The sequence below is a fragment of the Serratia sp. CY47444 genome (genome assembly GCF_052168635.1).
Taxonomy (GTDB): Bacteria; Pseudomonadota; Gammaproteobacteria; order Enterobacterales; family Enterobacteriaceae; genus Serratia; species Serratia bockelmannii.
The window spans coordinates 1-26618 of the sequence record NZ_JBJNMH010000032.1 but is presented as its reverse complement, the minus strand read 5'-3'; the positions used below and the strand labels follow the sequence as shown (position 1 = coordinate 26618).

Annotated in this window: 29 protein-coding genes; 2 read left to right on the top strand and 27 right to left on the bottom strand. The window is 60.4% G+C overall.

The window, feature by feature from the left end; translation table 11 throughout:
- Nucleotides 1-125: hypothetical protein (locus ACJ8IL_RS24145; RefSeq protein WP_144334738.1), on the bottom strand; the 125-nt coding region annotated here is incomplete at its 3' end.
- Nucleotides 126-363: 238 nt separating this feature from the next.
- Between ACJ8IL_RS24145 and ACJ8IL_RS24140 the strand changes: the two genes are divergently transcribed.
- Nucleotides 364-1116, top strand: a complete 753-nt coding sequence (locus ACJ8IL_RS24140; RefSeq protein ID WP_016930039.1) for a M48 family metallopeptidase — start codon at nt 364-366, stop codon at nt 1114-1116.
- Between the two features lie 41 nt (nt 1117-1157).
- On the opposite strand, the gene ACJ8IL_RS24135 is transcribed toward ACJ8IL_RS24140, so the two are convergent.
- From ACJ8IL_RS24135 to ACJ8IL_RS24070, 14 genes are all read right to left on the bottom strand, one after another.
- On the bottom strand, nt 1158-2798 hold the full coding sequence (locus tag ACJ8IL_RS24135) for a thiamine pyrophosphate-binding protein (protein ID WP_147823306.1): 1641 nt from the start codon (nt 2796-2798) through the stop codon (nt 1158-1160).
- A gap of 52 nt (nt 2799-2850) precedes the next feature.
- Nucleotides 2851-4320, bottom strand: coding sequence for an aldehyde dehydrogenase (locus tag ACJ8IL_RS24130; protein WP_060434489.1), 1470 nt, complete (start codon nt 4318-4320; stop codon nt 2851-2853).
- Nucleotides 4321-4336: 16 nt separating this feature from the next.
- Nucleotides 4337-5131 (bottom strand): aspartate dehydrogenase, encoded by a 795-nt coding sequence (locus ACJ8IL_RS24125; protein ID WP_025304196.1) that lies wholly within the window; start codon nt 5129-5131, stop codon nt 4337-4339.
- A 15-nt stretch (nt 5132-5146) separates the two neighbouring features.
- Nucleotides 5147-5941 (bottom strand): SDR family oxidoreductase, encoded by a 795-nt coding sequence (locus ACJ8IL_RS24120; RefSeq protein ID WP_060434492.1) that lies wholly within the window; start codon nt 5939-5941, stop codon nt 5147-5149.
- On the bottom strand, nt 5938-6756 hold the full coding sequence (locus ACJ8IL_RS24115) for an alpha/beta fold hydrolase (RefSeq protein ID WP_025304198.1): 819 nt from the start codon (nt 6754-6756) through the stop codon (nt 5938-5940). The genes ACJ8IL_RS24120 and ACJ8IL_RS24115 overlap by 4 nt, the downstream gene beginning before the upstream one ends.
- The gene (locus ACJ8IL_RS24110) at nt 6756-7280 is read right to left on the bottom strand and encodes a cupin domain-containing protein (RefSeq protein WP_004937634.1); all 525 of its coding nucleotides are present in this window, start codon (nt 7278-7280) and stop codon (nt 6756-6758) included. Before ACJ8IL_RS24110 ends, ACJ8IL_RS24115 begins: the two co-directional genes overlap by 1 nt.
- Before the next feature lie 168 nt (nt 7281-7448).
- Nucleotides 7449-8705, bottom strand: a complete 1257-nt coding sequence (locus ACJ8IL_RS24105; RefSeq protein ID WP_049208796.1) for an MFS transporter — start codon at nt 8703-8705, stop codon at nt 7449-7451.
- 23 nt (nt 8706-8728) lie between these two features.
- Nucleotides 8729-9940 (bottom strand): NAD(P)/FAD-dependent oxidoreductase, encoded by a 1212-nt coding sequence (locus tag ACJ8IL_RS24100; protein WP_060434493.1) that lies wholly within the window; start codon nt 9938-9940, stop codon nt 8729-8731.
- Entirely contained in the window at nt 9937-10878 is a 942-nt protein-coding gene (locus tag ACJ8IL_RS24095) for a VOC family protein (protein WP_060434495.1), read from the bottom strand. The genes ACJ8IL_RS24100 and ACJ8IL_RS24095 overlap by 4 nt, the downstream gene beginning before the upstream one ends.
- A 109-nt stretch (nt 10879-10987) precedes the next feature.
- On the bottom strand, nt 10988-11782 hold the full coding sequence (locus ACJ8IL_RS24090; protein WP_004937625.1) for an IclR family transcriptional regulator: 795 nt from the start codon (nt 11780-11782) through the stop codon (nt 10988-10990).
- Nucleotides 11783-11819: 37 nt separating this feature from the next.
- Complete coding sequence (locus tag ACJ8IL_RS24085) at nt 11820-12575, bottom strand: SDR family oxidoreductase (protein ID WP_025304203.1); 756 nt, start codon at nt 12573-12575, stop codon at nt 11820-11822.
- Nucleotides 12572-13615, bottom strand: coding sequence for an aromatic ring-hydroxylating oxygenase subunit alpha (locus ACJ8IL_RS24080; RefSeq protein WP_060434497.1), 1044 nt, complete (start codon nt 13613-13615; stop codon nt 12572-12574). The genes ACJ8IL_RS24085 and ACJ8IL_RS24080 overlap by 4 nt, the downstream gene beginning before the upstream one ends.
- A 20-nt stretch (nt 13616-13635) precedes the next feature.
- A complete protein-coding gene (locus tag ACJ8IL_RS24075; RefSeq protein ID WP_004937617.1) occupies nt 13636-13944 on the bottom strand; it encodes a recombinase-like helix-turn-helix domain-containing protein in 309 nt (102 codons plus the stop codon).
- Between the two features lie 2 nt (nt 13945-13946).
- A complete protein-coding gene (locus tag ACJ8IL_RS24070) occupies nt 13947-14264 on the bottom strand; it encodes a non-heme iron oxygenase ferredoxin subunit (RefSeq protein WP_004937614.1) in 318 nt (105 codons plus the stop codon).
- 398 nt (nt 14265-14662) lie between these two features.
- On the opposite strand from ACJ8IL_RS24070, the gene ACJ8IL_RS24065 reads away from it, so the two are divergent.
- Complete coding sequence (locus ACJ8IL_RS24065) at nt 14663-15904, top strand: MFS transporter (RefSeq protein WP_043141266.1); 1242 nt, start codon at nt 14663-14665, stop codon at nt 15902-15904.
- A 109-nt stretch (nt 15905-16013) separates the two neighbouring features.
- On the opposite strand, the gene ACJ8IL_RS24060 is transcribed toward ACJ8IL_RS24065, so the two are convergent.
- From ACJ8IL_RS24060 to ACJ8IL_RS24005, 12 genes are all read right to left on the bottom strand, one after another.
- Entirely contained in the window at nt 16014-16166 is a 153-nt protein-coding gene (locus ACJ8IL_RS24060) for a Hok/Gef family protein (protein ID WP_004937610.1), read from the bottom strand.
- Nucleotides 16167-16501: 335 nt separating this feature from the next.
- Complete coding sequence (speB, locus tag ACJ8IL_RS24055) at nt 16502-17422, bottom strand: agmatinase (RefSeq protein ID WP_004937606.1); 921 nt, start codon at nt 17420-17422, stop codon at nt 16502-16504.
- A 396-nt stretch (nt 17423-17818) separates the two neighbouring features.
- A complete protein-coding gene (locus ACJ8IL_RS24050; RefSeq protein ID WP_089181269.1) occupies nt 17819-18157 on the bottom strand; it encodes a hypothetical protein in 339 nt (112 codons plus the stop codon).
- A 325-nt stretch (nt 18158-18482) separates the two neighbouring features.
- Nucleotides 18483-19034 (bottom strand): fimbrial protein, encoded by a 552-nt coding sequence (locus tag ACJ8IL_RS24045; protein WP_442516905.1) that lies wholly within the window; start codon nt 19032-19034, stop codon nt 18483-18485.
- A 41-nt stretch (nt 19035-19075) separates the two neighbouring features.
- Nucleotides 19076-19618 (bottom strand): fimbrial protein, encoded by a 543-nt coding sequence (locus ACJ8IL_RS24040; RefSeq protein WP_089181271.1) that lies wholly within the window; start codon nt 19616-19618, stop codon nt 19076-19078.
- Nucleotides 19619-19870: 252 nt separating this feature from the next.
- Entirely contained in the window at nt 19871-20395 is a 525-nt protein-coding gene (locus ACJ8IL_RS24035) for a fimbrial protein (protein ID WP_334273832.1), read from the bottom strand.
- Nucleotides 20396-20437: 42 nt separating this feature from the next.
- On the bottom strand, nt 20438-20983 hold the full coding sequence (locus ACJ8IL_RS24030) for a fimbrial protein (RefSeq protein WP_334273833.1): 546 nt from the start codon (nt 20981-20983) through the stop codon (nt 20438-20440).
- Nucleotides 20984-20994: 11 nt separating this feature from the next.
- Complete coding sequence (locus ACJ8IL_RS24025; RefSeq protein WP_080350777.1) at nt 20995-21915, bottom strand: fimbrial protein; 921 nt, start codon at nt 21913-21915, stop codon at nt 20995-20997.
- 10 nt (nt 21916-21925) lie between these two features.
- On the bottom strand, nt 21926-24454 hold the full coding sequence (locus ACJ8IL_RS24020; RefSeq protein WP_261456698.1) for a fimbria/pilus outer membrane usher protein: 2529 nt from the start codon (nt 24452-24454) through the stop codon (nt 21926-21928).
- 47 nt (nt 24455-24501) lie between these two features.
- Nucleotides 24502-25176 carry a fimbrial biogenesis chaperone gene (locus ACJ8IL_RS24015; RefSeq protein WP_025304211.1) on the bottom strand — a complete coding sequence of 225 codons (675 nt, stop codon included), beginning with the start codon at nt 25174-25176 and terminating at the stop codon, nt 24502-24504.
- A 99-nt stretch (nt 25177-25275) separates the two neighbouring features.
- Nucleotides 25276-25788: a fimbrial protein gene (locus tag ACJ8IL_RS24010; RefSeq protein ID WP_197813258.1), complete on the bottom strand. Its 513-nt coding sequence runs from the start codon at nt 25786-25788 to the stop codon at nt 25276-25278.
- Nucleotides 25789-25921: 133 nt separating this feature from the next.
- A complete protein-coding gene (locus ACJ8IL_RS24005) occupies nt 25922-26413 on the bottom strand; it encodes a fimbrial protein (protein ID WP_442516904.1) in 492 nt (163 codons plus the stop codon).
- Between the last annotated feature and the right edge of the window lie 205 nt (nt 26414-26618).

The window sequence follows — 26618 nt, the reverse complement described above, 5'->3', positions numbered from 1 at the left end:
CGCCACAGGACTTCGGCGATGTCCGCCATGCCCATAGGGGCCCCCGGGTGGCCGGAATTTGCTTTTTGTACGGCGTCCATGCTGAGTGCGCGGATGGCGTTGGCAAGCTCTTTACGAGAGGACATGTTTTACTCCAGGTCGGATAAAAAAAGCAGTCAAGTTCCCTATTTTCTCAGACTCCACATCACAACGGCAATCCCTAATGCCAAATGAGAGCGAGTTCACCACTTATTAGCACGATTGGACGCTTTTTCGGAATAACACTATTCTCGCCTTAGCTGGCGTACACTAGGCTCTTGCGACAAGATTTCCTCAAAGCAAAATGACTCTTTTACCTTGTTACCTTCACAGGAAGATGGCGTTATGAAGATCCGTACCTCTTTGATTGCGTTGGGCATTGCCACCTTGGCAACCGGCTGTCAAAACCTGAATACCGAAACCTTGATGCAGTCCGGCGCGCAGGCGTTCCAGGCGGCGACCCTGAGCAACGACGACGTTAAGGCCCTGAGTGATAAATCCTGCGCCGAGATGGACAGCAAGGCACAAATCGCGCCGGCCGGCAGCACCTACGCCAAGCGTCTCAACAAAATCGCTGCGGCGCTGGGCGACAACATCAACGGCACCCCGGCCAACTACAAGGTCTACGTGACCAAAGACGTCAACGCCTGGGCGATGGCCAACGGCTGTATCCGCGTCTACAGCGGCCTGATGGACATGATGAACGACAACGAAGTGGAAGGCGTGCTGGGCCACGAAATGGGCCACGTGGCCCTGGGCCACACCCGTAAAGCGATGCAGGTGGCTTACGGCACCGTGGCGCTGCGCACCGCGGCGTCCTCCGCCGGCGGCGTCATCGGCTCGCTGTCGCAGTCGCAGCTGGCGGACATCGGCGAGAAACTGGTCAGCGCCCAGTTCTCGCAGAAGCAGGAAAGCGAAGCGGATGATTACTCGTTCGATCTGCTGAAAAAGCGCGGCATCGATCCGAACGGCCTGGCCACCAGCTTCGAAAAATTGGCCCAAATGGAAGCCGGCCGTCAGAGCAGCATGTTCGACGATCACCCGTCTTCCCAAGCGCGCGCGCAGCACATTCGCGATCGCATCGCGGCAGAGAAGTAACAACGAGAACGCCCGGCAACCGCCGGGCGTTTTTTATCGTCTCAATACAGGGTTTTCTGCGGCGGCCCGGCGAAGGTCAGCGGCCCGACCTGCTTCATGTCCACCTCGACCACCGACGGCCCCGGGTAGTTGATCGCCTCGGCCAATACGCCGTTGAACTGCGCCGCCGCCTCGACCTTCCAGGCTTTCAGCCCCATCGCCTCGGCTATTTGAGTAAAGGCCGGCGTATGCAGCTCGTTGTAATACTGGCGCCCGGCGAAATACTTGTCCTGAATGCCGCGCATCACGCCATAACCGCCGTCGTTCATGATCAGCAGGGTGATGTTCACCTGTTCCTGCGCCATGGTCGCCAGTTCCCCCAGGCCCAGCGCCAAACCGCCATCGCCCACCAGCCCCACCACCTTGCGCTGCGGGTTGGCGATCGCGGTGCCGATCGCCATCGGCAGCCCCATGCCGATAGCACCGGCCAGCGAGTGAATGTTGCACAGCGGCGAGATCGCGCGGAACAAACGGCTGCCCCAGACGCTGCCGGAAACGGTGATATCGCGCACCAGCAATCCGTCCTGCGGCAACGCGGCGTCGATGGCGTCGTTGAGTTTGGCGTATTCGCCGGACTGTTGACGCAACGCGCTCTCCGCCTGCTGCACCGCCCCCGCGATCTCGGCATCCCACTCGGCGTTAACCTTCTCGCCGGGGCTCAGCCGCGCCGCCAGCGCCGTCAGCAGCGCCGCACAGTCGCCGTTGATCTGCTCATCGGCCAGGTAGTTGCGGTTGGCCGCCGCCGGATCGATGTCAATCTGCACCAGCGGGCGCGGCAGCGGCAGCGTCCAGGTGCGGGTTTCATTACTGCGCAGGCGCGAACCAGCCACCAGCGTCAGGTCGCACTGCGTCAGGATCGCCTCGATGCTCGGCGAGTTGTGGAACGCCCGCAGGCTGCGCGGATGGCTGTCCGGCAGAATGCCGCGCCCGTGGGTGCTGGAGATCACCGCCACGCCGGCGTCCGCCAGCTTACGCACCGCGTCGCCGCAGGCCAAGGCGCCACCGCCTAACCACAGCAGCGGACGCTTGGCCTGTTTCAGCCGCTGATGCAGCCGCTCCACCGCCGCATCGTCCGCCTTCGGCAGCGGCGCCGGCGCCAACGCTTCGGTCAGCACCGAACGGGAAACCAGGCTACTTTGAATATCGATCGGGATCTCGACCGCCACCGGGCCACAGGGCACGGTTTGCGCATCCAGGATCGCCCGCTGGATCACCGCCACCGCCTGCTCCGGCGAATTGACCCGGTAAGCGCGCTTGGAGCAGGCGCGCAGGAAACCGAGCTGATCGCGGGTTTCATGAATAAAACCGGCGTCGGCGTCCAGATAGGCTTTTTCCACCTGGCCGGTGATATGCAGCAGCGGCGTGTTGGCGTTGAGCGCCTCAATCATCGCCCCCACCGCGTTGCCCGCGCCGGCGCCGGTGCTGGTCAACGCCACGCCCAGGCCGGAGAAGCGCCCGTGCGCGTCGGCCATGGTGACCGCGCCCGCTTCGCCGCGCGCCGGCACGAAGCGAATTTTATCGCGCTGCCCCACCGCATCGGCGATCGGCAGATTATGAATCGAAATGATGCCGTACATCGCCGACACCGCGTACTGTTCCAGAGTCCGGGCTATCGCCTCGCCAACCGTGATTTTATCGCTCATCATCTGCCTTCTTAGGGTAGTCGTTATTAGGGTTATGCGTAGAGGTGTCGGCCTAGTCGCTCCAGCGGTTCACCTGATGGCTCAGCGCCAGATACACGCTTTTCTGCTGCATGTAGGCCTTGATGCCGTTCAGGCCCTTTTCGCGGCCCAGCCCGCTTTCCTTGAAACCGCCGAACGGTGTAGAAATCGAGAACGTTTTGTAGGTATTGACCCAGACGGTGCCGGTTTCCAGCCGCTCCGCCAGCGCCATCGCCCGCGGGAAATCGCGGCTCCAGATGCCGGCCGCCAGGCCGTACACCGAGTCGTTGGCCTGTTCGATCAGCTGTTGCTCATCGTCAAACGGCAGCGCCACCAGCACCGGGCCGAAGATCTCTTCCTGGCAGACGCGGGCGTCATTGTTCAAGCCTTCAATAATGGTCGGCAGGTAATAGCTACCGCTCGCCAGTTGCGGATCGGCCGGCGCTTCGCCGCCGATGATCACCCGGCCACCCTCCTGCCGCGCCAGCGCCACGTAGTCCGCCACGCTTTGCCGATGTTTGGCGCTGATCAGCGGGCCGAGATGCACGCCCGGCACCAGCGGGTTGCCGATACGCAGCCCCGCCGTCAGTTCGGTCAAGCGCGCCAGCAGCGGCTGATACAGCGAACGATGCACGAACAGCCGCGAACCGGCGATGCACGCCTGGCCGGCGGAGCTGAAAATGCCGTAGCAGATGCCGCGCGCCGCCTGCTCCAGATCGGCGTCCTCCAGCACGATGGTCGGCGATTTCCCCCCCAATTCCAGCGAGGTGGGGATCAGCTTGTCGGCGGCGATGTGCGCCAAATGGCGCCCGGTACTGGTCCCGCCGGTAAAGGCGATCTTTTTCACCAGCGGGTGGCGCACCAACGCCTCGCCGATCACCGAACCTTTGCCCGGCAGCACGCTGAGCAGCCCGGCCGGCAGGCCCGCCTGTTCGAACAGCTCGGCCAGCTTCAGCGCCATCAGCGGCGTCGCTTCGGCCGGTTTGAGCACCACCGCGTTGCCCGCCGCCAGCGCCGGCGCTACCTTCTGCATTTCACTGGCGATCGGCGAGTTCCACGGCGTAATGGCGGCGATCACCCCCATCGGTTGATACTGGCTGAGCGTCATCACCTCGGCGCTGCGCGGGGTCGGCAGCTCACCTTCCAACACCTCGCAGGCGGCCGCGAAGTAGCGCGCGGTCGCCGCCGCGCTGGCCACCAGCCCGCGGGTCTCCGCCAGCGGCTTGCCGTTGTCGCGGGTCTGCAGCTCGGCCAGCTGTTCCTGCTGCGCCAGGATCAGGTTGCTGACGCGGTAGAGGATCGAGGCGCGTTGGTGCGGCACCAACCCACGCCACTCCGGCGCGCGCCAGGCGCGTTCCGCTGCCTCCACCGCCTCATTCACGTCCTCGACGTTAGCGGCACGCAGCCGCGCGTTGACGCTGCCGTCAGCCGGGAATACCGAAGCCATCTCTTCGCCACGCCCTTCGCGCCAGCGTCCGGCGACAAAAATATTCAATCGTTCCATGCTCCGCTCCTGCCGTTCAGGCAATAAAACCGCCGTCCACCAGACGGCGGCAGGCTTGTACCGCGCTCAGCGCCGCCAGGGTTGATGTTTTGGGATTGCTCGCCAGCGGGGTGCCGCTCAGCTCGATGTGAAACTCGCCAAAATCGCCGCACACCTGCAGGCGATGGGTATTGCGTCGGGTGGCGGGATCGACCTGCAGGCGTACCCGGGTGGCGTCCATCCCCAGGCCGTTGAGCGCAATGGTGGCCGCCACGTTGGCATTAGCCGGGAACAAACGCGCCGCTTCACGCGCCGAACCTTCAAAAAACACCTGCGCTTCACTCACCGCATCGAGATCGATCAACTGTTCCGCCGGGCTGCCGCGCCAGCTGGCCGGGCTTTTACTGGCCTGATAGGTCACGCTCTCCAGCCCGCCTTCGCGCGCCGACGCCAGCCCGTCCATCCCCGCCACCGCGCCGGACAGCACGATCAGTTGCCCGTGATGGCGGCGGCAAACCTGCTGCAGCCGCTGTTGCAATGCGGCGTCCGCCAGCGCGCCGGTCGAGATCAGCGCCAGCGGCCAGCCGCGCTGCAGCACCGCTTCGCCAAACTCCGCCACCGCCTGCTGGCTGGCGCACTCCAGCACCAGATCCGGCCGCTGCGAACACTGCCCAGGATGGGCCAGCGCCTGCACCCGCCCGCCAAAAGCCTCGGCGATCGCCGCATGATGAGCTGCGCGCGCCAGGATCCAACCGACCTCCACGCCTTCCGGCAAACGGGCGATCACTTCCTTCGCCATCGCGCCGTAGCCAATCATCATGATCTTCTTCATCTTTTTCGGCCCCTGCTACACATGGCGGTTAAAGCCGCCGGAAACGTCCAGCGCCGCGCCGGTGGTAAAAGAAGCCAGCGGCGAAGCGAGGAACAGCAGCGCCTGCGCCGGCTCCTGCGGCTTGCCCAGGCGCTTCATCGGGATGCCGCGCCGTTCGGCGATCGCCGCCGTCCACTGCTCCCAACTTTGATCTTTATCGCTGCGATCGTCGAAACGGCGGCGCCATTGACCCGACTCCACCATCCCCAGCAAGATCGAGTTAACGCGAATACCTTTGTCCACCAGCTCTTTCGATAGCGTCAGCGTCATGTTGAGCAGCGCGGCACGCGCCGCCGAGGTGGCGATCATGTGTTCTTCCGGCTGCAGCGCCAGCAGCGAGTTCACACAGGTGATAGACGCGATCGCCGATCGTTCCAGCGCCGGTAAGAACGCCTGCACCGGATTGATCACGCCGAACAGCTTCAGCTCGGCCTCATGCAGCCAGGCCTCGCGCGGCGTCTGGTCAAAATGGGCGACGAAGCCCTGACCGGCGTTGTTGATCAGCAGATCCACGCCGCCGAAACGCGCCGTCACCTGAGCGGCGAACTGCGCCACCTGCTGTGCATCCAGCACGTCGCAGCGCAGCGCCAGGATCTCCGCCTGCGGGAAGTCCGCGCGCAGGCTGGCCTCCGCGCCGGCCAGTTTGTCCGGATCGCGGCCGCAGAACGCCACCTTCGCCCCTTCGGCCAGCAGCAGCTTCAGAGTTTCGAAACCGATGCCCGACGAGCCGCCGGTCACCACCGCCACCCGATCCTCAAGCTGAAAATTCATCGTTGGATTGCTCCCGTAAAATCCCGCAGATAGCGGTTGAAACACGCCGGCGCATCGAGGTAGCTGGCGTGACCGGCGGCGGCAATCAGACGCAGCGTCGCGTCTTGCTCACGCGCCAGCTCGGCCGCCTTCTCCGGCGGCGTAATGCGATCCTGTTCACCGCACCACACTTCCAGCGGGCCGCGATAGCGCGCCAGATAGCGGCCGATGTCGTCGTTAGCCAGCATCCAGGCGGCACTCAGAAAACCGTCGGGATCGAGCTGCTGCATGCCGTTGCGCACCCAGGCGATGTCCTGCGGATCCGCCTCTTCATGCAGCAAGGCCGCCGCCCGCTGCTCGCCGTAGCCCACCGGCCCCAGCGTCTCTATCATCTGTTGGCGCTGGCCGTACACCTGCCGGCGTTTTTCCTCCGGCGCCGTGGCATAGCCCTGCGCCGGATCCGCCAACACCAGCCCACATAGTCCGTCCGGATAGCCGGCGGCGTAGGCGCTGCCGATCAGCGCCCCCAGTGAATGGCCGACGATCAGCGGCTGCGCCAGCTGCAGCTCAGCAATCAGCGCCGCCAACGCCGCCGCATAACCGGCGGCATCGGCCTGCGGGTCCGCCAACGGCAGGCTGCCGCCGTAGCCCGGCGCGTCCCACGCCAACAGACGGTGACCGTCCGTCAGGCCGCTGTCGTTGAACTGCTTGATCCACGAGGCGGAGCCGGAGCTGATGCCGTGCAGCAACACCACCGGCCGCCCCTGCCCGGCCTCGCGCCAGCTCAGGGTGTACGCCCCGCAGCGCGCCCGTTGGCGTTGCGCCAGGCCGTTCATCAGTTACGCTTCACTTTGGACAGCGGATGGTCCGCCGGATAAGTCGGGATCTCCGGCTTGGCAGTGCCGAGCATCACGCACATCAGCGCCTCTTCCTCGCCGTGGTTGAACAGGCCGCGGTACACGCCCGCCGGCACCGAGATCAGATCGCGCTCTTTCAGCCTGGTTTCGTAATACTCTTCGCCATCCTGAATCATCAGCGTGATGCTGCCTTTCAGCATGAAGAACACTTCTTCCACGTCGTCGTGCAGGTGCAACGGGCCCTCGCACTTCGACGGCAGCACCATGGTGGAAAAGGTGAAGTTGCCCGCCGGAATGGTGTTGGCGTCGCTGGCCACGCCGGTGGCGCCGGTGCCGATGTAGCGCATCTGCGCGCGGCGGTATTTCGGGTCAAAGTCGGCCTGGAATTTCAGCGCGTTCCAGTCGTATTTGCGGCCCTCGAAACGGGCGATGCGCGACTCTACCCAGTTTTCCATCGACAGATCCTGCGGCTTGACGCCGGCTTTGTTCTCAACCTGAGACATGTTGTCACTCCTCTGTTGAATCAAATGGTTATCCCCTTCGTCTTTCACGCTGTGGCGTTGTTGGCTGCATTCGTTCACACCAGTCACTTACCGCAGTAAGCTCCTGGAGACTCACGAACTTGCCGCCTAGCCACAGCATGAAATCCATTGGGCTTAGCAATTGTTAATTCAGTACTTTCTCAGCAACGGCAGCAGAATGAGGCAGCCGACGAACGCCATCACCACCAGGAACAGCAGGCCGTTATCCATATTGCCGGTGGCGGCGATCAACGCCCCCATCAGCACCGGCGCCAGCGCGCCGGCAAAATTGCCCAGTCCGTTGAAAATGCCGCCGGCGGTGGCGCTGACCTTGCTGCTGGTCGCCTTCGCCAACAGCGCGAAAATATTCGGCGCACCGGCGCCCCACATAAAGGTGCTGAAGGCCATGGCGGCGATCACGCTGTAGGTGCCCTGCAGGTGCAGCACCACCGCCAGACCGAGGCCGGCGCCGCACAGCGACAGGAAGCAGGCCAGCGCGCGGCGATCCAGCTTGTCCGACAGCCAGGCGCCCAGCACTTCGCCGAGCAGCATGGCGATGAACGGCAGCGAAGAGAGGTAACCGGCATGCTCCAGATGAATGCCTTTGCCCTTGATCAGGTAGCTCGGCAACCAGCCGTTCATGCCCCACAGGTAGGTCAGGAAGGCGATATTGAACAGGCAAATCATCCAGAAATGCGGGCTGCGCAGCAGCTCGCGGCGGTGCTGTTTGCGTTCGGACACCGCCGGCTTGGCCGCCGCCGCCGGGCGCGAGACGTTCAGGTGGCGCATGCCGAACAGCACCAGCAACATCACCGGCAGCGTCAGAAACGCCATAAAGAAGAAGGTGGTCTGCCAGTCGAAGGTATTGAGGATGTACAGGGTGACCGGGAAGCCGAGCGCGGCCCCGAGCGGCGTGCCGAGCAGCCACAGCATGGTGGCGCGCGCCTGCAGCTGCGGCGGAAAGGCCTGACGAATAATGGCGTAGGCCATCGGCAGCAGCGGCCCTTCGGCGATGCCGAGCAGAATGCGCAGCGTCATCATGGCGTGATAGGAACGCACCAGCCCCATCAATACCATCAGCACGCCCCACACCACCATCATGCCAATCAATACTTTTACCGGGTTAAGCCGATCGCCGATGCCGCTGAGCAGCATCGAGGAGATGCCGTAGGAGAACAGAAACGCGCTCATCAGCAAGCCCAGCCGCGCCGGGTCAAAGCCGATCCCTAACGCCTGCTGAAACTCGGCGTCGGAAAACAGCGCCGCGATGCTGATCTTGTCGAAAAACGCCAGCAGCACGCAGGCGAACAGCGCGATCGGCACCGACCAGCGCACCCGTTGCTGCGGATTTTCGGCAACGGCTTCCCCCGCCCGTCCAGCGCGGGCGTCAATGTCTTGCGTAGTCATAAAACGCTCCCGAGGTTCGGGCGTTATTTCAACGCCATCAAAGAAAACTCCGCATCCGCCAGCTGCTGCGGATCCAGCACCCGGCCGCTCGCCAACCAGCGCTTGCCGAGCTTGATGGTGCGCGCGTCGTTGAACGCCACCATCTGCACCAGCTGCCGATCGGCGTTCAGCGTGAAGAACACCTGCGACTGCGGCGTGCGGCGCACCACATGGTGCACGCCGCCGCTCGGCACGCCGAGGATCTGGATATTGACGTCATATTGATCCGACCACAGCCAGGCCACGTCGTCATACGGAGCGGCAAAGGCGTCGAGCATCGCGCAGGCGGTGCTGATGGCCTGATTTTGCGCGTAGGCCCAGGACTGCAGGCACAGGCCAAGCGTCGGGTGGCGCGCCACGTCGCCGGCGGCGAAGATCGCCGGATGGCTGGTACGCCCTTGGCCGTCGACCACGATGCCGGACTCGATCGCCAGCCCGGCGCTGCGCGCCAGTTCGAGATTCAGCTCGACGCCGATCCCCACCACCACCAGATCGAAGGCCTGCGGATCGCTGACTTCGCTGCCGATCCAGGCGGCGCCGTCGCGATCTTCCAGCGAGATCTCGCCGCAGCCACACAACACCGTAACGCCCTGCCGGCGATGCAGTTCGAGCAACGCCTGCGAGACATCGGCGCCGACGCTGCGCATGCATAGCGCGGGCTGGCGTTCAAACACCGTCACCTCGGCGCCGAGACGGCGCGCAGAAGCGGCGATCTCCAGCCCGATCCAACCGCCGCCGACGATCGCCAGACGGCGGCAACCTTGCAGGCCCTGCCGCAACCGGGCCGCATCGTCCCAGGAACGCAGCGTCATCACGCGCGGATGCTGCGCCCAGGCGGCGCCCGGCACACGCGGCCGCCCGCCGGTGGCGATCAGCAGCTGCTCGAACTGCAGCCGTTGCCCGTCGCTGAGCGTGACGATTTGCTGTTCAGCGTCGATGGACTCGGCGCGCAGCGGGCGACGCCAGTCGATATTCAGCTCCGCCACCGCCTGTTCGCTGAACAGCCGACTGAGGGGAGCCGCGGCATCCAGCAGCGCCGCTTTCGACAGCGGCGGCCGCTCGTAAAAATCGTAGGGCTCGTCGCTGACCACCGTCAGCCGGCCGCTGTAACCGCGGTCGCGCAGCGTCTTGGCCGCCCAGCCGCCGGCCTGGCCGCCGCCGACGATGACGATGCCCGTCTGTTCTGGCCGGTTCATAACGCTTGCGCCTTTTTATGCTGGCGGCGCGTGTCGTGATCGATGCCGCCCTCTACCGCCCATTCGGTGAAGGAGACCAGCGAATGCTCCAGCTCGCGCGGCTGCCAGTTTTCCGTCAGATAATCGTCGTTGGTGTAATACTCGAACGCGCCGCCGGTCGGGCTGTTGACGTACCAGAAATAGGCCGAGGAGATCGGGTGGCGGCCGGGGCCGATAAAGGTGCTCCACTGCTCTTTGTTCATGGCGATGCCGCCGCCAATCACTTCGTGGATATCGCGCACGGTGAACGCCACATGGTTCAGGCCGCGTGGGCGGTTAGGCAGCTTCAGCAGGAACAGATTATGGTGGCCGCCGCGCGCCTGGGTGCGCAGGAAGACGGCGCGATCGATATAGCGATCGGAAACCTGGAAATCCAACAGCTCGCGATAGAAACGCTCGGTCGCCGCCAGATCTTCAACGAAGAACACTACGTGGCCAATATTGATCGGTTGCGCCTGCGAATAGACCGGGCTGGGTTGATCGATGCGGCGCACGTCGCCCCATTGGTTGATCGGCGTGACCGGCACCTCAACCGCCTGCTGGCGGCTGACGACGAAGCGCAGCGTCATGCCGTTGGGATCGAGGCATTCCAGCTCTTCTCCCACCTGACGGAAGCCGGGCATCAACGCCAAACGCGGCTGCAGGCGCGCCAGATCGGCGGGTGAGCCCACGCCCCAGGTCATGCGGCGCAGGGTAGAACCGCCTTCAAACGCCGCAGGCAGCGCCGCGCTTTGCAACGGGTACAGGACAACCTGCGCCCCGCTCAGGGTGGTGAATTCGCGCTGCGGTTCGCCCCAATGTTGCGTGGCGGGCTGCAGGCCGAAGTCTTGCATGAATTTTTCGCAGGTTGGCAGATTTTCGACGCCAAATTCCAGTTTTTCGATTCCGATTACGCTCATTGTTCAGCCTCACGTTCTCGCTGCATACGGTTTTCAGGCATGAGTGAACCCCGGCCCCTGTTTACTGTGGGCCTTATCCCTGCCTGAGTGAAAGAGTCGGTCCTGTCGGTTAGCCGACGTTGGCCTGCGGCGGCGCGCCGAGGAAGCCAGAAATTTTCTCCGCCGCGTCGCGCACTTCCATGCGCAGCCGCTCGCGATCCGCTTTCGGGATCTCATCGGACGGCACCATGATGCTGACCACCGCCTCGACCCGCTGCTCGCGGTTGAAGATCGGGTAGACGATCGAGGAGATGCCGTGGCGGAAGAACGATTCGCCGATCACATAGCCGCGCGCCTTGTCTTGCTGCACCATCTGCCACAGCGTTTCGCGATCCGCCGGGGTGCCCGGCGCGTTGCCCGGCAGCTGCGCGTCCGGATAGAGTTGTTCGAACTCGCTGCGGGTGGCGCTGGTCAACAACATGCGGCCGAGCGAGGTTTGGTGCACCGGCAAGCGGGTGCCGACGCTGACCTGATTGATCTGTGAACCGGCGGCGCTGACGCGGGCGATATAGATCACGTCGCGCCCGTCGCGGATCGCCAGATGGCTGCTGCACTGGCTGCGATCGCGCAACTGCTCGATCACCGGCTGGCCGGCCTGCGCGACGTCCAGCGACGCGATGTATTCAAAACCGAGACGCAGCACCTTGATGCCCAGTGCGAAGGTATTGGTGCGCGGATTGCGCTCCAGAAAGCCCAGGTGCTCGAGCGTCTGCACCACGCGGTAGGCGGTGGCCTTCGGCATATCGACCAGGCGATGCAACTCGGCAAAAGTCATTTCCTTATGCTGCTCGCCAAACGCCAGCAGCAACTGCAACCCGCGATCCAGTCCCGGGATCAGATACTTACATGCTTGCTCGTCCGCCATCTCTCGCTCCTGCGCTGTGCGCCTGCCCTGCGGGCCGTCAGTTGAATACGAAGCCGCCGTTGACCGGCAGCAGTTGGCCGGTGACGAAATCCGCCAGCGACGACAGCAGATAAAGTACCGTACCGTTCACATCGTCCGGGTGCTGCGCCCCGGCCAGCGCGCGCCCCTGCTCGTACAGCTGATGGCGCTCGGCGGGCACATACTCAGTGGCTTCCACTCGCGTCAGGCCCGGCGCGATGGCGTTGACGCAGATACCCTGCGGGCCCAGCTCGCGCGCCATCGATCGGGTCATCGCGATCACCGCGCCTTTACTGGCGACATAGGCCATCAGGCGCGGCGCGCCCCACAGCGCGGTGTCCGACGCCACGTTGACGATCTTGGCGTGCGGATTGCGCGCCAGCAGCGGCACCGCCGCCTGGCTCACCAGCCAGGTGCCGCGCACGTTGACTTGCATCACCCGATCCCACAGATCGATATCGTATTCCATCATGGTTTTACCGCCGACGCCGGTCGCCAGCGCCGCGTTGTTCACCAGACCGTCGATCCCGCCGCCAGCGGCGATCTTCTCGAACGCCAAGCGGATCGAATCCGGTGAGGCCAGATCGATCGTCTGCGTTTCCACCCGAGCGCCCTGCTCGCGCAGCGCGGCGCCGCTCGCCGCCAGCTCATCCGCCAAGATGTCGCACATCACCACCTGCGCGCCTGCTGCGGCGATGGCGGCGGCAAAGCTGTAGCCCAGGCCGCGCGCCGCACCGGTGACCACGATGCGCTTGCCGTCCAGCAAGCCGTTCACTGCGCCGCCTCCCGCTCGCGCAGCGTCGCCAGCTGTTTCTGCGCCTCTTTCTGCATCAGGCGGCGCAGGCGCGACAGACCGACGTCGTGCTGGTACAGGTATTCGCGGCCGCGGGCGTTAGGCGCCATGTTCTCGAGCACGATGCGATCCTGCTCGAGCACGTCCCAATGCAACGATTCCAGGCGATTACGGTACATGAAGCGCCACATGTCGCGCTGCCAGTCTTTGACCTTACGGATGCGCCAGAAGAACACCCGGCAGTGATCCTTGTCTTCCGGCACCACCATGCCGATGATCCAGAAGTGACCACCCGGCCCAAAGCGCTTCTTGTACGGGATCGACAGGCGCATCCAATACGCGCCGCTGCTGCCGAATTCCACCCAGTCGAAGTTAACCCCGATCTGTCCGTTCTTTTTGAAGATAAACCCGCTGTCGGTCGGCTCCAGCCCCATATCCGCCTTGCGATCCCCTTCCGCCATCGAGTGTGAGGAAGAGTGCAGGTAGGTGCCGTGCATCGGATCCATCACGTTTTCCAATGCGTACTGGTAGTTGCAGTCCCAGCTGGCGGTACACAGAAAATTACTGTACGACGCTTCGTCCGCCAGCTCTTGCGGGAAAGTCAGCGCCGCCGGCGCTTCATCCGCCGTCACGCCGAAATAGAGAAACACTGCGCCGTAGGCTTCTTTGGCCGGGTAAGACCGCAGGCATTTTTGCCCCACCAGCGGGCAGCGATCCACCGCCGGCACGTCTTTCACCGTTCCGTCGCCGCCGACTTCCACCCCGTGATACCAGCAGGCGATACGATCGCCGAGGTTCCACCCCATGGAAAGCCGCGCGCCGCGGTGCGGGCAGCGATCTTCCAACGCGTGGATCTGGCCTTCACCGTCGCGCCACACCACGATTTGCTGCTCGAGACGGGTGATGCCGACCGGGTTGTTGCCCACTTCCCAACTGGCCAGCACCGGATACCACATGCCGCGCAATCCCTGGTCAAGATAGTCCTGCAGGCTCTGTTCGGAGGATGTTGTGTTTGCTGTCATTGTCTTCTCCCGGATGTGGCTCAGAAACCGTTAACGTGAAGGAATTCGCGGAACGTCGCCTCATTCCACGGTTGGCCGCTGCGATCGAACAGGCGGCGCTGATTCAACGCGCTGACGATCTGCTCCAGCTCTTCCGCCCCCTGATCGAAGATCGTTTCCAGCGCCGCCACCAGCGCGGTTTCGAAACCGTCCGGCACCCGGGCGCGGTTTTGCCAGATGACATTGCGGAACTGGCCCGGCTGATGGATTTGGCCGTTGCCGCCTTCGCGGGCCGGCGTCACCTGTTGGGTGTCCGGCAGCCAGGGATTGAAATCGGTGATGTGCTGCATGATTACTCCTCCGCGATAAAGGTGATCTGGATTTGGTTGTCGACCACCCGGGTGGGATAGGTTTGCAGATCGCGGCCGCCTGGCTCGCGCAGGCACTGGCCGGTGCGCACGTCAAACAGCGCTTCGTGCAGCGGGCACTCAACCTTGCCGTCGTCTACAAACCCCTGGCTGAGCAAGGCATAAGCATGCGGGCAGACGTCTTCCAGCGCGTAGTAGTTACCGTCGAGCAGGTACACCCCGATCTCTTTTCCTTCCACTTTGCCGGAGAAAGGAAAATCTTCTTTCACCTGAGACACTTCGCACACATTCTTCCAGCTCATTGCTTTTATCCTCTATCTGATTGTTTCATATATGAAACTCAGTTTCTTATTTAATACAGCCACTATAAGTCTGGCGAAACTTTCGTCAAGCGAGCGGAACGGCAAATGTTAATGAAAGGTTGTTTAAAAATGACAAATGCGGGAGGGATCACGAAATCATGCACCGATATGAAAAACCTATGTCAGTTGTGCGCTCTTCCGCTAATTTATGGCAAAAAATGCGTTGATCCCGGCGGCGCATTGCGCGTAAAAGTGTTTTCTCACTGTCTTTTACACTCAATTTAATAACAATTAATTTACATTAATCAGCCTCGTCCCCCGCGTTTGCGCGTAATGGCCTCCGCGGGCGAGTTTACTGCTGCCTGAATTCGTCAACCGCTCGCACTGAGGAACGCGCCGTGCAACAACGTCAACGCTGGTTTGGGGTGATCGCCCTGCTGTTTCTGATCGTTATCGCCTATGCGGATCGGGTTAATATCGCCGTGATGTTGGTCAATCCCGACTTCCTGCAACACTTTCAACTCGGCGGTGACCGCGCCCATCAGGGCACGCTGATGACGGTGTTTTTACTCGGTTACGGCCTGTCCGCCATGTTGCTGACGCCGTTTCTGGAAACGCTGATGGGTTACCGCCGCGCGCTGACGCTGAGCGTCGTGATGTGGGCGCTGCTCACCGCCGCGTCGCCGCTGGCGGGATCGCTGTTGTTGCTGTGCGCGGTGCGCGCGCTGCTTGGCGTCAGCGAAGGGCCGCTGTTCTCGCTCAAGACCATGTACATCAGCGATCATTTCGCCGCCGACGAGCGTGGCAAACCCAACGCGGTCAGCGCGCTGGGCGTCTCGTTGGGGCTGGTGATCGGCTTTCCGCTGGTGAGTTTTCTGATGGCGCACTTCGGGTGGGCGATGTCGTTTCACCTGCTGGCACTGCTCAACCTGCTGTTGGGCCTGGCGCTGGTGCGGCTGTTCGTTCATCCGCTCGCCTTACCCTCATCTTCACGCCCCGCCGATCCTCAGCCGGTGTTGAGCCGCGTCTGGCACACCTTCGCGCTGGCCTGGCGCACACCGATGCTCGGTTGGATCCTGCTGATCGAGATCGCCACGCTCAGCTACCTGTGGGGATCCAGCGCCTGGCTGCCGGCTTACCTGACTGATGAAAAAGGATTCTCCATCAAGCAGATGGGATGGATGGCCGCACTGCCTTTCATCGTCAGCATCGCCTCAAAATACCTCGGCGGCGTGCTGCTCGATCGTATCCGCCCCTATCAGGCGCCACTGATCTTCGTCTTTGGCGGCGCGGCGACCGCACTGTGCATCTATGGCGTAATGAACAGTCATCAGCTTGGCTGGATCGCCTTCTTCCTGCTGGCGGCCAACGCCTGTTGGGGCGCACAGGGCGCGGCAATCCCCACTCTGCTGCAGCATTATGCGCGGCCGGAGGCGGTCGGCAGCGCCTATGGGCTGATCAACGGCATCGGCAATCTGTTCTCGGCGTTTGTGCCGATGGCGATGGGCATGGTGATGGCCAGCCAGGGCAAGGTGTCTTCGGGCTTTGCGGTACTGATTGCCTCACAGCTGCTGACGCTGCTGGCGGGCGGCGCGCTGTTTAGCCGCATGTTGCTGGCTCGCCAGGTGAAGCGGGCATAAATCCGTTTCACCGTGTTCTACGGCGGCAAACCGAAAGCGTTGAGAGGGTGCTCATGGATCTGGACGCCAACAACCAGCAGACGGGGGCCCCCCCCGTCGCCGGGTTGCCTTACCGTTCGGATTCGTAAGCCAAAATGGCCGCAACCTCCGTAGTGCCCGATCGGATCCGCAGCTCGCACAGCGTGCTACGGGTTATCCATGCCAGTGATATTACCGTGGCACAAATAACCACCAGTTTTAACAGGCTCCGTTTGTTCGGCATCATGCCTTCTTCTCCTTGCCTCGCGGCGGGTAAGAGGCTAACTTAACGTTGCTGGCGTTAGAGTAGGCCTCGGGTTGATGAATATCGACTCGGGGCTTTTCTCTTTGTACCTTTCACGCAGGCTCTAGATACAAAGATCCAGAGCACCCGCGCGCAGTATATTCATCCTCCCCGTTATCCCGATTCCTTTTTACTGACTCCGTTTCATTTCTGCGCAAAATTGCGCAAAGGCGTTGCAACAGACTGAAAATCGCCGCACGGATGGCGAAAAATGAAATAAAAAAAGCGACCCCCATACGATGGGAGCCGCTTTTTCAGCGAGGCGTGGCCAAGCGTCAGGCGTGTTTCTTGGCCGCCTGCAGGTATAGCATCTCCAGACCCAACGTCGCCGCGGCCAGTGCGGTGATCTCGGACTGGTCATAGGCCGGCGCCACTTCCACTACGTCCATGCCGACGATGTTCAGCGACTGCATGCCGCGTACCAGTTTCAGCGCGCGATCGGAAGTCAGGCCGCCGATCACCGGCGTGCCGGTGCCCGGTGCGAACGCCGGATCCAGGCAGTCGATGTCGAAGGTCAGGTACACCGGCATATCGCCGACGATGCCCTTGATCTGGGTCAGCAGGTCGTCCACGCTGCGATCGTTCACCTGCGCGGCGTCCAGCACGGTAAAGCCGTTGTCGTGATCGAACTCGGTGCGAATGCCGATCTGCACCGAGTGGTGCGGATCGATCAGGCCTTCGTTCGGCGCATGATAGAACATGGTGCCATGGTCGAACTTGCTGCCGTTGGCGTAGGTATCGGTATGGGCGTCGAAGTGCACCAGCGCCAGCTTGCCGAAATGCTTGGCGTGCGCGCGCAGCAGCGGCAGGGTGACAAAGTGGTCGCCGCCGAACGAGAGCATGCGCTTACCGGCTTTCAGCAGTTTCTCCGCGTGCGCCTGCAGCTTGTCGCTCATGTCCTGCGCATCGCCGAAGTTGAACACGATGTCGCCGCAGTCAACCACGTTCAGCCGATCGCGCAGATCGAAGCTCCACGGCCAACGGTTGCCTTCCCAGGCCAGGTTGGTGGACACCTGACGGATGGCCGCCGGGCCATGGCGGCCGCCGGCGCGACCGGAGGTCGCCATGTCAAACGGAATGCCGGTGATGACCCACTCTGCATCGCTGTCGTAAGGCATGAAGTTCAGCGGAAAGCGCAGGAAACCAAAGGCGTTGGACACTAATGAATTATCGGACTGATGGCCTAAGGTGCTCATAGTAAACCCTCGTAGTTCAACAAGTTGCCGGGCGCAGACGCCGGGCCGTGACAAAAAAAAATCCCTCCCGCGTCGTTAGCCCGACGAGAAAGGGATTTGTTCGATGTTTGTTTCGGTGCTACCGATACGGCAGATTATGGCCGCATTTTGTTCATGCTTCAAGGGGGCATAGCTTCGTGCCCAAGAACAGATGCGGAACGCTGCTTGCGCAGTTCTCCACTTTATGCAGGGACCATAAAATGGTGACGTTGTTCGCGGACTACTCCAGACTCCCATCCCTGTAGCGACTACAGCTTTGCGGTGTTGAAACAGACATGCGTTTATGTTTTTCCGGCTCACGCCTAGTCGGCAAGAACGAATCGGGTCAACGATTTCTATTGAAGAGACATCAGGCGTTTACTCAATCTCGTTCAATGCCGCATCAGGCACCCAATAAGCACCAGGTTTATTAGGGATAGTTATGTGTTTTCGATATTGCTGGAATCCTTTCCTTCTATCAGTGATACAAACCTCAATGCCGGCAGGAAGTGCAATGACAGAATGCTCTGATAATAAAGGAGATAATTCCGATGTATTTCCAGATTCGATAATAGAGGTCATTTTTCTATAAGACTCAGCGTTGAGCGCGGCATAGTACCCTGATTTAGTCACCACTGTATTTCCGTCTGGGCAGGCTGCAACGACTGGCCCCGTGAAACCTAACAGAGCAAACATACCAATTACAGTATTTTTCATTTTGATCTCTCTTTGTATGACTTAAGGATATTCCCGGTGAGTATGTAGCACACGTAAAATCTCCATTTACAACTCATTGACATGGCAAATAATAATATAGTTAGGGTGAATAATAATTTCCCGTGAACCAGTCCCCCTGCCAAAGCGATAAAGATAAGGGTGCTGAGGCAGATTCTCGAAGCATGTACAATTTAGCTGTGCAACTTTATACTCGCAGCTGGGTTATATTGGTCAATATAATCAATGTTCTCTGTTAGTAGAGTTACTACACCTTAATTCTAAAAATATCATCCGCCCAATGGGCTACGCCATTGGGCAGAGTAGCTCAATTGTAATACAAGTCAATTTGGGTCGTCAGGTTGGCCGTACCGGGGGTAACGTGATCATCCAGGGCGACATACTGCGCCGCGTACTTCATGGTTAGCTCACCCTCAGAGTTTGGATAAAAGCTCCTCCCCCAATAAACATTAGGCCCAACGAAATAATCATAAACGCCATCATAGCTCTCATTCGCTATCTTCACTGCGACCCCCGACGCCACACTGTCTTGATCCAAAGCAAAAGCCTGACTATCCCCTGCTGCTGCCGTGCCTGAAAAACGCACTGTAACAGAAGTATTTTTGCTTGTTCTCGGGCAACCGGTCGCTTTTAATTCAAACAACACCGGCGAACTCAGGTTCCCGGTTTTAGCCAACTGGCTGCGGTTAATATCCCCCAGCGGTACGCTCATGTTCTTGCTGGCGGCCGTCAGATTGCAGGTAAATTGAATAAACTTCACTTTAGTTTTGATCGTGCCGTCTGCACCTTGTGCCGTACAGGCCAGGCCAATCAGGCAAGTTGACAAGCCCTGAACGATTCTTCTGATTGCTTTATTCATCACATTTTCCTTCGTCACCATAAAAATAGGCCATGGCGGGTTTAGTTATAAAGAATGCTGAACTGAATAGTGCCCGTCGCCTCACCAAGTGGGATGGGCTGGCTCTGGTTCTTGCCAAGCCAACGTATCGACACACCAAAATGAAGATCATTCGCACTGCCGGAACCGCTGTTTTTAAGCTCATAAGGCTTCGATTCACCGTTAACTCCAATATCAGCAAAATCCGCATTGTATATCCCGAACCCTACGTTCTGTGCGGCTCCCGGCTGCCCCTGATTATCGGGGGCGAAAACATAGCCGTATCCGGTACCTTCAAATCTAATCTTCACCTGCTTAGCCCCCGAAGGACAATCCAGAAGCCTTATGGTTTGCCCATAGCCACGGCTGCCCAATGAGGAATTACCCGCCTGCTCACCAAAATCCACCATGATATTCTTCGATTCGGCGGCGACTACACAGGCATTCTCCACCACCCGCCCAGTCACATTAATACTCCCATCCGCCGCGTAGAGCGGCGGGGATAACATTGCTGCGCTGAATAATGCCAGCAGCGGCATTCTTTTTCTCACTGTTGCTATCATCATTAATTTCCTTATCTCTCTGATAATGCCAAACGATCATCGTGCTGAAACAGGCCCGGTTATTATGGATAAACCAGGCTAATCTGCGTGGTCAGGTTGGCGCTGCCGGGGGTGACCGTTTGCGCCTTCGTGGCAATATAGGCAGCCGCGCCGCTGATTTACTTTTTACTCTCGCCACTTTCCTTATTACTGGATAACAGCCTTTTATTCTGATGATATCGATAAGCCGACGCAGGGGGTGGCGGGTGGCGTTATTTAGTCATACACCAGATTGAGTTGGATGGTGGCGTTTGCCGTTCCGGGCGTTACTTTATCGGTTAAAGCGATATATCGTGCATTAAATGGCTGAGAGAAAGTTCCATCCTTCCCTGGGATTTCTCCATATCCAGAAGTAGAATTAGGAATTTTGACATACTCCTCGTAAGAGGAAACATCGGCCACCTGTACCCCAACCCCCTCGGCAACGGAGCCACTGCCTAACGCAAAGGCTTTATTATTTTGATCGGCAGCAACGCCATCAAAACGGAACCATACGGTCAGGCCTGGTACACAGTCGGTTGCTTCAACGGTAAAATCAACCGGCTTGCTGGTCGCACCGGTTGATGCCAGCTCGGCACGGGAAATATTCCCCAGCGCTACCTGCATATTTTTGCTTCCTGCGGTTAAATTGCAGGTGCCATGAACAAACGTGACTTCGATATCCACGCTGCCATCTGCAGCATAAGCGTTAAACGCCAATCCACTACCGGCCAGCAGCAGCCCCTTGATGATATTTTTCATTAGCTGTTCCTTATCTCAATAAAAACGAAATTCAATAATCCATCAAGGATAAATCAGGCTAAACTGCACGCGAGCACGAGCAACCCCTGCAGTAGGCATTTCCGAGGCAATTCCCGTGCGGAATACAAGCTTATTCACCGCCCCTTTTTGCAACTCAATAGCTGGGCTGAACTCATTAACAGTCAGAAGATCGCTGAACCAGCCATTATCACCCTGCGCATTGCTAAAGATAAAACCCACATTTTTTGCCGCATCGGGCTGGTCGCCATTATCGGCAGCAAAAACCTTGCCTGGAAAATTATTGCTGCTTGCCGCAGTTCCTTCAAACCTGATGCGTACCTGGCTAATACTGTCCGGGCAGTCCGCCAACTGCACATAGATTGCGCCACCGTCCCCTAAGAAGGTCGGATTGCTTTCGACGGATCTTACTCCCTTATTCACCTTCTGGTTTTTAGAACTAGTATCCAGCACACAGCTGCTTTCGGTTACTCTGCCAGTCACATTAATATTCCCATCCGCCGCCTGCAGCGGCGGTGCCAACACGGCGGCGCCGAGCAGCGTCAGGGGCAGTGCTATTTTTCTCATCATTATCTTCATCCTTATTGATAGGTGAGGCTAAAGGTCGCTACCGCGTTGGCCTCGCCGGCGGCGATCTGCGGTTGCGTTTGGTAATAACGGGCGCTGAACGGGTAGCTGCGCAGGCCCTGTAAGGCCGTTTCCAGCGGCAGCCGCTCCCCCAGCGCCAGCGGCGCGCTGCGGTAGAGCAGCTGCACCCCGACGCCGCGCGCGCTCTCCTGCGCCTCGGGGTGGGTCAGCGCCAGCACCCCGGGCGCGTCGCCACCTGCGGCGATGCCGTCGAACTGAACATTGACCTGGGCGCCGGCGTCGCAGGCCAAATCCAGCAGGAACGGCTGCTCGCCGCGCGTGCTGCCCACGCCGCGAAAATCGCTGCGCGCCACCTCGCCCAATGCCACCGTGCGGTGGCGGCCGCCCTGCAGCTCGCAGGCCAACCGGGTAATAGCGACCGGTTTTTGCAGGGCAATATCCAGCACCGGCAGCCCATTAACCGTGCGCCGAGCCAGCGTTTCCGTCGTCAACACGCCGGAGACCAGCGGCCCGGTCACCACCAGCCGCAGGCTGATTTGCCGTTTGCCGGCGGCAATGGCGCCGCTCGCCGGCCAGCCATCTCTGAAAGCGGCATCGGTATCCAGCGCATAGCCCAGCCCGCTAATCGTGGTGCCGTAGACCGCGCTGTTGCCGCTTTTCAACCCACTGTCGCCGCCCTGCAGATTCAGCCGGGCGTCCTTCGCCTCCGCGCAGGGCGCCAGCGACGCGGCCTGCTGCACCTGGCGCGTGCCCTGCCACACCACGCTGCCGACCGGCAGATCGCGTTGCAGCGTCTGCGGCGGAATGTCGAACAGCAGCCGTTCCGGGTTGCCGGCCGGCAGGCATTCCGCTCCCCAGGCGCCGCCCGCCGCCCACAGCCCGCACAGGCCGAGCATCCATACTCCCGCTTTCATCCTTTGCTCCTTAACGGCACTCGGCCGCTATCTCTGGGATCTCCGGGCCGGCCGTTTCCGGCAGGCCGTAGACGACCTGGCATTGCTGGTCCGGTTGTTTGCCCCACTGCACGTGCAGCATGCCGTTGGCCGGCATGCCGGCCAGGAACAGCTGCCCGCCGTCGCCGACGATGCTGCCGTCACCGCCTGCGCCTGCCAGCGTGGCGATCGCACCAAACGGCACCGGCCGGCCGTCGGCGCGCGTCAGCGTCATCATCATCCGTGCACCGACCTTGGTTTGATAATCCGCCAGCACCACCGCGCCGCGGGTCGGGATCACCGTCTGGCTGGTCAGCCCCAGCTCCACGTCGTCCGCGAGGGTGGTCGGATCCAGTGCAATCGCGTTCTGGCGATAGGCGGAGAGGTAAGGCACCACCGCATAGCCGCGGCTATCGGTTTTCACCCCCACCTGATTCACCACGCTGACCCCGCCGGCACCCGGCGCGCGCACCAGCGCCACCGTATCGTTAAGCGGTTGCGACAGCGTCACCCCGCCGGCATGCAGCAACACCCCGCCCTGAACGTCGTAATTCAGCCGCTGGCGCTGGCCGTCGTGGCTCAGCCCGGCGCCGAGCAGCGCCTTGCTGCCGCGATAACCCAGCGTCAGATTGCCATTCTCGCCTTCGCCCTGATTGCCATAGCCGCCGGTTATCCCCCAGTTCAGGTTGTCGCCTTCCAGCGCGGTGCCGTTCAGCCCCAGCGTCTGCAACGTTTTGCCGTTGTTGCTATTGCTGATGCCATAACCGGCCCAGGTGTTGTGTGCCCACAGGTTCAGTGGAATGCTGACATTCAGCGCCACGACGCGATCGGTCTGAGCCTGATAGCTCTGGTTCTGACTGTAGTTAAGGCCATAGCTCACCCCTTTGATGCTGCCGTTGTAGCCCAGGCTGACGGACTGGCGCTTGCCTTGTTCCCCCCAGCGCCGATCTTCCGCCAGGCTCAAGAACAGTGAGCCTGGCAGCGGCCCCAATCCCTGCTGCAGCGAAAGTTCTTTACGGCTGCGGGTCGCGCTGTTGCTTGTCCTATCGCGGGGTTGCATCGCCTGTTGCAACGTGGTGTAGCCTTCGCTGGCATGGCGATAACCGGCCAGGCTCAGCTGGGTGCCGGTGAGCGGGAAGCTTTTTTCATAGCGCAGGCGCCACATGTTGCCCTGCCGATCGTCCCCCTGAACGGCCTCCTCCGGCCGCCGGGCCCAGCTTTGCGTCATATCCAGCGACAACGCGCCGGCGCGGCCCAGGTTTTGCCCCACGCCCAGCGCCAGCGAACGGTAACGATTGGCCCATTGGCCACCGCCATACAGCGTGGCGCCGAGCGGCAGGCCGTAGATCAGCGTGCCCTGCATAAACTTCTCGTCATCGGCGCTCGCGTCCTGCGCACGGTATTGCCCGGCGGCCAGGCCGTAGCTGAGCCGCCCTTCGCGCTGCAGCACCGGCAGCGAGGCAAACGGCACCAGCAGGCGCTGTTCCGTACCGTCGCTTTCCTTGATGGTGACATCCAGATCGCCGCTGCCGGAAACCGCATACAGATCGCTGATTTCAAAGGCGCCCGGCGGCACATAGCGCTGATCGACCACCACGCCGTTCTGGCGAATGATCACCTCCGCATTGCTTTTGGCGATGCCGCGCACCACCGGCGAGTAGCCGCGCAGGCTGTCCGGGTACATCTCTTCCACCGAGACCAGCTGTACGCCGCGCAGCGGCAGCGAATCGAAGATATCGCCCGGCGTGGTGGCATCGCCCAGCGTCAACAGCCCGTTCAGCGGGGTGATGTCTCGCTGTACATAGCTGTTCAACGTGCGCCAGTGCGCCTCTCCCTGACCGTTCCGGTTCCACACGCCGTCATGCCGCAACCGCCAGGCGCCCCAGTTGGCGCCGTTGCGCAGGTTGACGAAATAGCTGCTTTCATTGCCGCCCCCCTGCCGGCTGCGATCGTGCGCCCCACGCAGGGTATAGTTGCTCAGCAACGCCGGAATGCCGCTGTCCCACTGCTCCGGCGGCACGTAGCCGCGCGCCTGGCGTTTTAACGCCGCCTGCGGGATGCTCAGCTTCAACTGCTGTTGCTCGAACAGCAGTTCCGTTCGGGCGCCGGGAATGGCCTGCGGCAAGTTGATGCACGCATCGGAGGGTTTCAGCGCGGGAAAGGCGGCCAGATCCACGCCAAAGCCCTGCAGATCTTCCCATTTCAGACAAGGAACCAGACGTTCTTTGCCCTGTTCGTCCGGCTGCAGAGAAAAGGCCAGCGTGCGAGTATCCAGCCGCTGCTCGTTGAGGAACAGATCAACGCGATACTCCCCCGGCGGCTGTTTCTCCTCATCGGTGAACAGCGCCAGATCCACTTCGGTTTGCGGCGTATTGCCTATCTGCAATAAAGCCGAGCTAAAACGGTATTCCGCCTGCGCTACGCCGCTGTACATCAGCAGGCCGGCAAGTTGCCAGGCCAACGGCGTCAGCCGATATTCGCTGCGCCGCCCAGATAGGCAGCGCGCTGTTTTGCTGTTCATGTTTCACATCCCTGTTCACACCGCGCCCCTGGCTATCAACCGAGCCATCACAACGCTTGTTGGTGCTGAGCGCTCAGGCCGCCGTAGTCGTTGATCACCTGCCAGCTCACCTGTTTGCCGGTGGCTGAAGGCGGCAGGGTATAGGCCAGCGTGGCGAACGGCGCCACCATCTGCGGCTCCTTGATTTTTTCACCGGCGACCGAGACCGTAGAGAAACTCAGGTAGTAGGGGGAATCATTGATCGCTTTCAGCGTGTTGCCGCTGCGCTCCCAGCGCACTTTCCCGGCCGCCTCTTCCGGCGAGCCGGGCAGCGACGCCGGGCGATAGAAAAGTTTGATGCGGGTACGCACCGCGATTTGCAGGTGGTTGCCTTTGCCTTCCGCCTCCGGTGGCACCGTTTTGACGCTGAACCAGAATACCGACTCGCGATCCTCCGGCAGCGGCTGGGCGGTTTTCACCACCCGCAGCGTATTCTCTTTGCCGCCGTTCAGGCGAAACAGCGGCGGCGTGACCAAGAACGGCGCCTTGACGTTGCCTTCCAGATCCGCATTGACCCACGATTGCACTAAGTAAGGGATGTCGTCCGGGTTTTTTACCGTGATGGTCGCTTCTTTCTTGCCGCCGGGATACACCAACCGGGTGCCGCCGATCACCACGCCAGCAGCAGCCTGAAAACTATTGATTAACAGCGCGGCGCACAGCGCCAAATAGACAGCCTTCATTATTGTGCATTCCCTTGATGTTGTGATTAAGTCGTTCTATTAACAAGTTACCGCCACAGAATGCGTATTCCATCGATCAATAAAGCCAAGTCAGATAGATTAGTTATACAAAACGCTGAATTGTATAGTGGCGTTAGCCGCACCGGCGGTGACTTTATCTGTTGATCTGTAGCGTGCCGCAAAAGACAGGCGATTCTCACCCTCATTCAGCGAAAATTTCTCCGAAGTACCACCAGGTACAATCGATTGTTTTCCCCAACCACTCTCACTTATTGCAATAAGTTCTAAGGCTATACCAGTGGCGCCGCCAGAGATAAGTTGGAATAGATTTTTATTGTTGGAATCTGCCTCGCCATCCAGCTGTACAGTAGCCGCCTTGGTATTTGCCGGACAATCTTTAAGCTCCAAGAAGAACGCTGTTGCATAACCCCAATCTCCCACGTGTTCAAAATCAGCCGCAGCCGCGTCCCCCAGACGCACATCCAGAGTTGGGCTCACCACACAAGCGTTATCAACAATTTTTCCAGTAACGTTAATCACACCATCGGCGGCAAACGCAGAGGAGCAGAGCGCCGTACACGCCAGCATAGAAGCAACCAGATACTTTTTCATCGAAGTCCCCTAAAACACATTTTTGTTTTTCAAATACCCCACTCCTCACCCGCAAAAGCCTTCCGCCCGATGAGAATTTAACGAATTACCGGCGAAAACGTGTTTCACCGGTAAATTAACGCCGGATAGAAAATTAGTTATACGCAACGCTGAATTGAATAGTCGTGTTAGCATCACCGGCGGTGACTTTATCCGTTGATTTATAAGCCGCCTCGAATGTCAATACATTGTCACCCTCATACAGCTTGAATTCCTTGGTGCTGCCCGGCCCCATCCTTTCACCTGGCGCAGCAATACGCAGCGCCAGGCCAGTTGCACCGCCGTCATTCAGTTTGAACAGCTCGGTGTTGTTGTCGTCCGCCGCGCCGTCCAGGGTCACTTTGGCACTGCTCAGGTTAGCCGGGCAATCTTTCAGCTCCAGATCAAATTTCCGGGCACCGGATTCATCTCCCACATTCTTAAACGCCGCCGCCGCCACATTTCCCATCTGCACGTTCAGCGTCGGGTTAACCACGCAGGCGTTATCGATGATTTTACCGGTGAAGTTAATCACACCATCGGCGGAAAACGCCGAGGAAGAGATCGCCGCACAGGCCAGTGCGGAAGCTACCAGATACTTTTTCATATAAGTCCCTTATATTATTTAAACCACTAAGTTATATGTCGATATACATAATTGATCGTGGCGTGAACACCACGTTTACTGCGCATCGCTATTACCGATGGCAATATATTATGCATCACGCACGATAATATGGGCGCCATGCATGAAGTCATCATTATAAAATCTAAGGAATGTCATTAGTACTCAGAAACCCACCAAGGATACT

Bases quoted from the DNA above. Each gene is read 5' to 3' on its own strand.
- ACJ8IL_RS24040 (WP_089181271.1), bottom strand. From the start codon at position 19,618: ATGATGATAGCAACAGTGAGAAAAAGAATGCCGCTGCTGGCATTATTC.
- ACJ8IL_RS24090 (WP_004937625.1), bottom strand. From the start codon at position 11,782: ATGGCGGACGAGCAAGCATGTAAGTATCTGATCCCGGGACTGGATCGC.
- ACJ8IL_RS24125 (WP_025304196.1), bottom strand. From the start codon at position 5,131: ATGAAGAAGATCATGATGATTGGCTACGGCGCGATGGCGAAGGAAGTG.
- ACJ8IL_RS24135 (WP_147823306.1), bottom strand. From the start codon at position 2,798: ATGAGCGATAAAATCACGGTTGGCGAGGCGATAGCCCGGACTCTGGAA.
- ACJ8IL_RS24130 (WP_060434489.1), bottom strand. From the start codon at position 4,320: ATGGAACGATTGAATATTTTTGTCGCCGGACGCTGGCGCGAAGGGCGT.
- ACJ8IL_RS24045 (WP_442516905.1), bottom strand. From the start codon at position 19,034: ATGAATAAAGCAATCAGAAGAATCGTTCAGGGCTTGTCAACTTGCCTG.
- ACJ8IL_RS24140 (WP_016930039.1), top strand. From the start codon at position 364: ATGAAGATCCGTACCTCTTTGATTGCGTTGGGCATTGCCACCTTGGCA.
- ACJ8IL_RS24035 (WP_334273832.1), bottom strand. From the start codon at position 20,395: ATGAAAAATATCATCAAGGGGCTGCTGCTGGCCGGTAGTGGATTGGCG.
- ACJ8IL_RS24120 (WP_060434492.1), bottom strand. From the start codon at position 5,941: ATGAATTTTCAGCTTGAGGATCGGGTGGCGGTGGTGACCGGCGGCTCG.
- ACJ8IL_RS24105 (WP_049208796.1), bottom strand. From the start codon at position 8,705: ATGACTACGCAAGACATTGACGCCCGCGCTGGACGGGCGGGGGAAGCC.
- ACJ8IL_RS24015 (WP_025304211.1), bottom strand. From the start codon at position 25,176: ATGAAGGCTGTCTATTTGGCGCTGTGCGCCGCGCTGTTAATCAATAGT.
- ACJ8IL_RS24115 (WP_025304198.1), bottom strand. From the start codon at position 6,756: ATGAACGGCCTGGCGCAACGCCAACGGGCGCGCTGCGGGGCGTACACC.
- ACJ8IL_RS24030 (WP_334273833.1), bottom strand. From the start codon at position 20,983: ATGATGAGAAAAATAGCACTGCCCCTGACGCTGCTCGGCGCCGCCGTG.
- ACJ8IL_RS24080 (WP_060434497.1), bottom strand. From the start codon at position 13,615: ATGACAGCAAACACAACATCCTCCGAACAGAGCCTGCAGGACTATCTT.
- ACJ8IL_RS24100 (WP_060434493.1), bottom strand. From the start codon at position 9,940: ATGAACCGGCCAGAACAGACGGGCATCGTCATCGTCGGCGGCGGCCAG.
- ACJ8IL_RS24050 (WP_089181269.1), bottom strand. From the start codon at position 18,157: ATGAAAAATACTGTAATTGGTATGTTTGCTCTGTTAGGTTTCACGGGG.
- ACJ8IL_RS24110 (WP_004937634.1), bottom strand. From the start codon at position 7,280: ATGTCTCAGGTTGAGAACAAAGCCGGCGTCAAGCCGCAGGATCTGTCG.
- ACJ8IL_RS24020 (WP_261456698.1), bottom strand. From the start codon at position 24,454: ATGAACAGCAAAACAGCGCGCTGCCTATCTGGGCGGCGCAGCGAATAT.
- ACJ8IL_RS24005 (WP_442516904.1), bottom strand. From the start codon at position 26,413: ATGAAAAAGTATCTGGTAGCTTCCGCACTGGCCTGTGCGGCGATCTCT.
- ACJ8IL_RS24025 (WP_080350777.1), bottom strand. From the start codon at position 21,915: ATGAAAGCGGGAGTATGGATGCTCGGCCTGTGCGGGCTGTGGGCGGCG.
- ACJ8IL_RS24095 (WP_060434495.1), bottom strand. From the start codon at position 10,878: ATGAGCGTAATCGGAATCGAAAAACTGGAATTTGGCGTCGAAAATCTG.
- ACJ8IL_RS24075 (WP_004937617.1), bottom strand. From the start codon at position 13,944: ATGCAGCACATCACCGATTTCAATCCCTGGCTGCCGGACACCCAACAG.
- ACJ8IL_RS24010 (WP_197813258.1), bottom strand. From the start codon at position 25,788: ATGAAAAAGTATCTGGTTGCTTCTATGCTGGCGTGTACGGCGCTCTGC.
- ACJ8IL_RS24060 (WP_004937610.1), bottom strand. From the start codon at position 16,166: ATGCCGAACAAACGGAGCCTGTTAAAACTGGTGGTTATTTGTGCCACG.
- ACJ8IL_RS24070 (WP_004937614.1), bottom strand. From the start codon at position 14,264: ATGAGCTGGAAGAATGTGTGCGAAGTGTCTCAGGTGAAAGAAGATTTT.
- speB (WP_004937606.1), bottom strand. From the start codon at position 17,422: ATGAGCACCTTAGGCCATCAGTCCGATAATTCATTAGTGTCCAACGCC.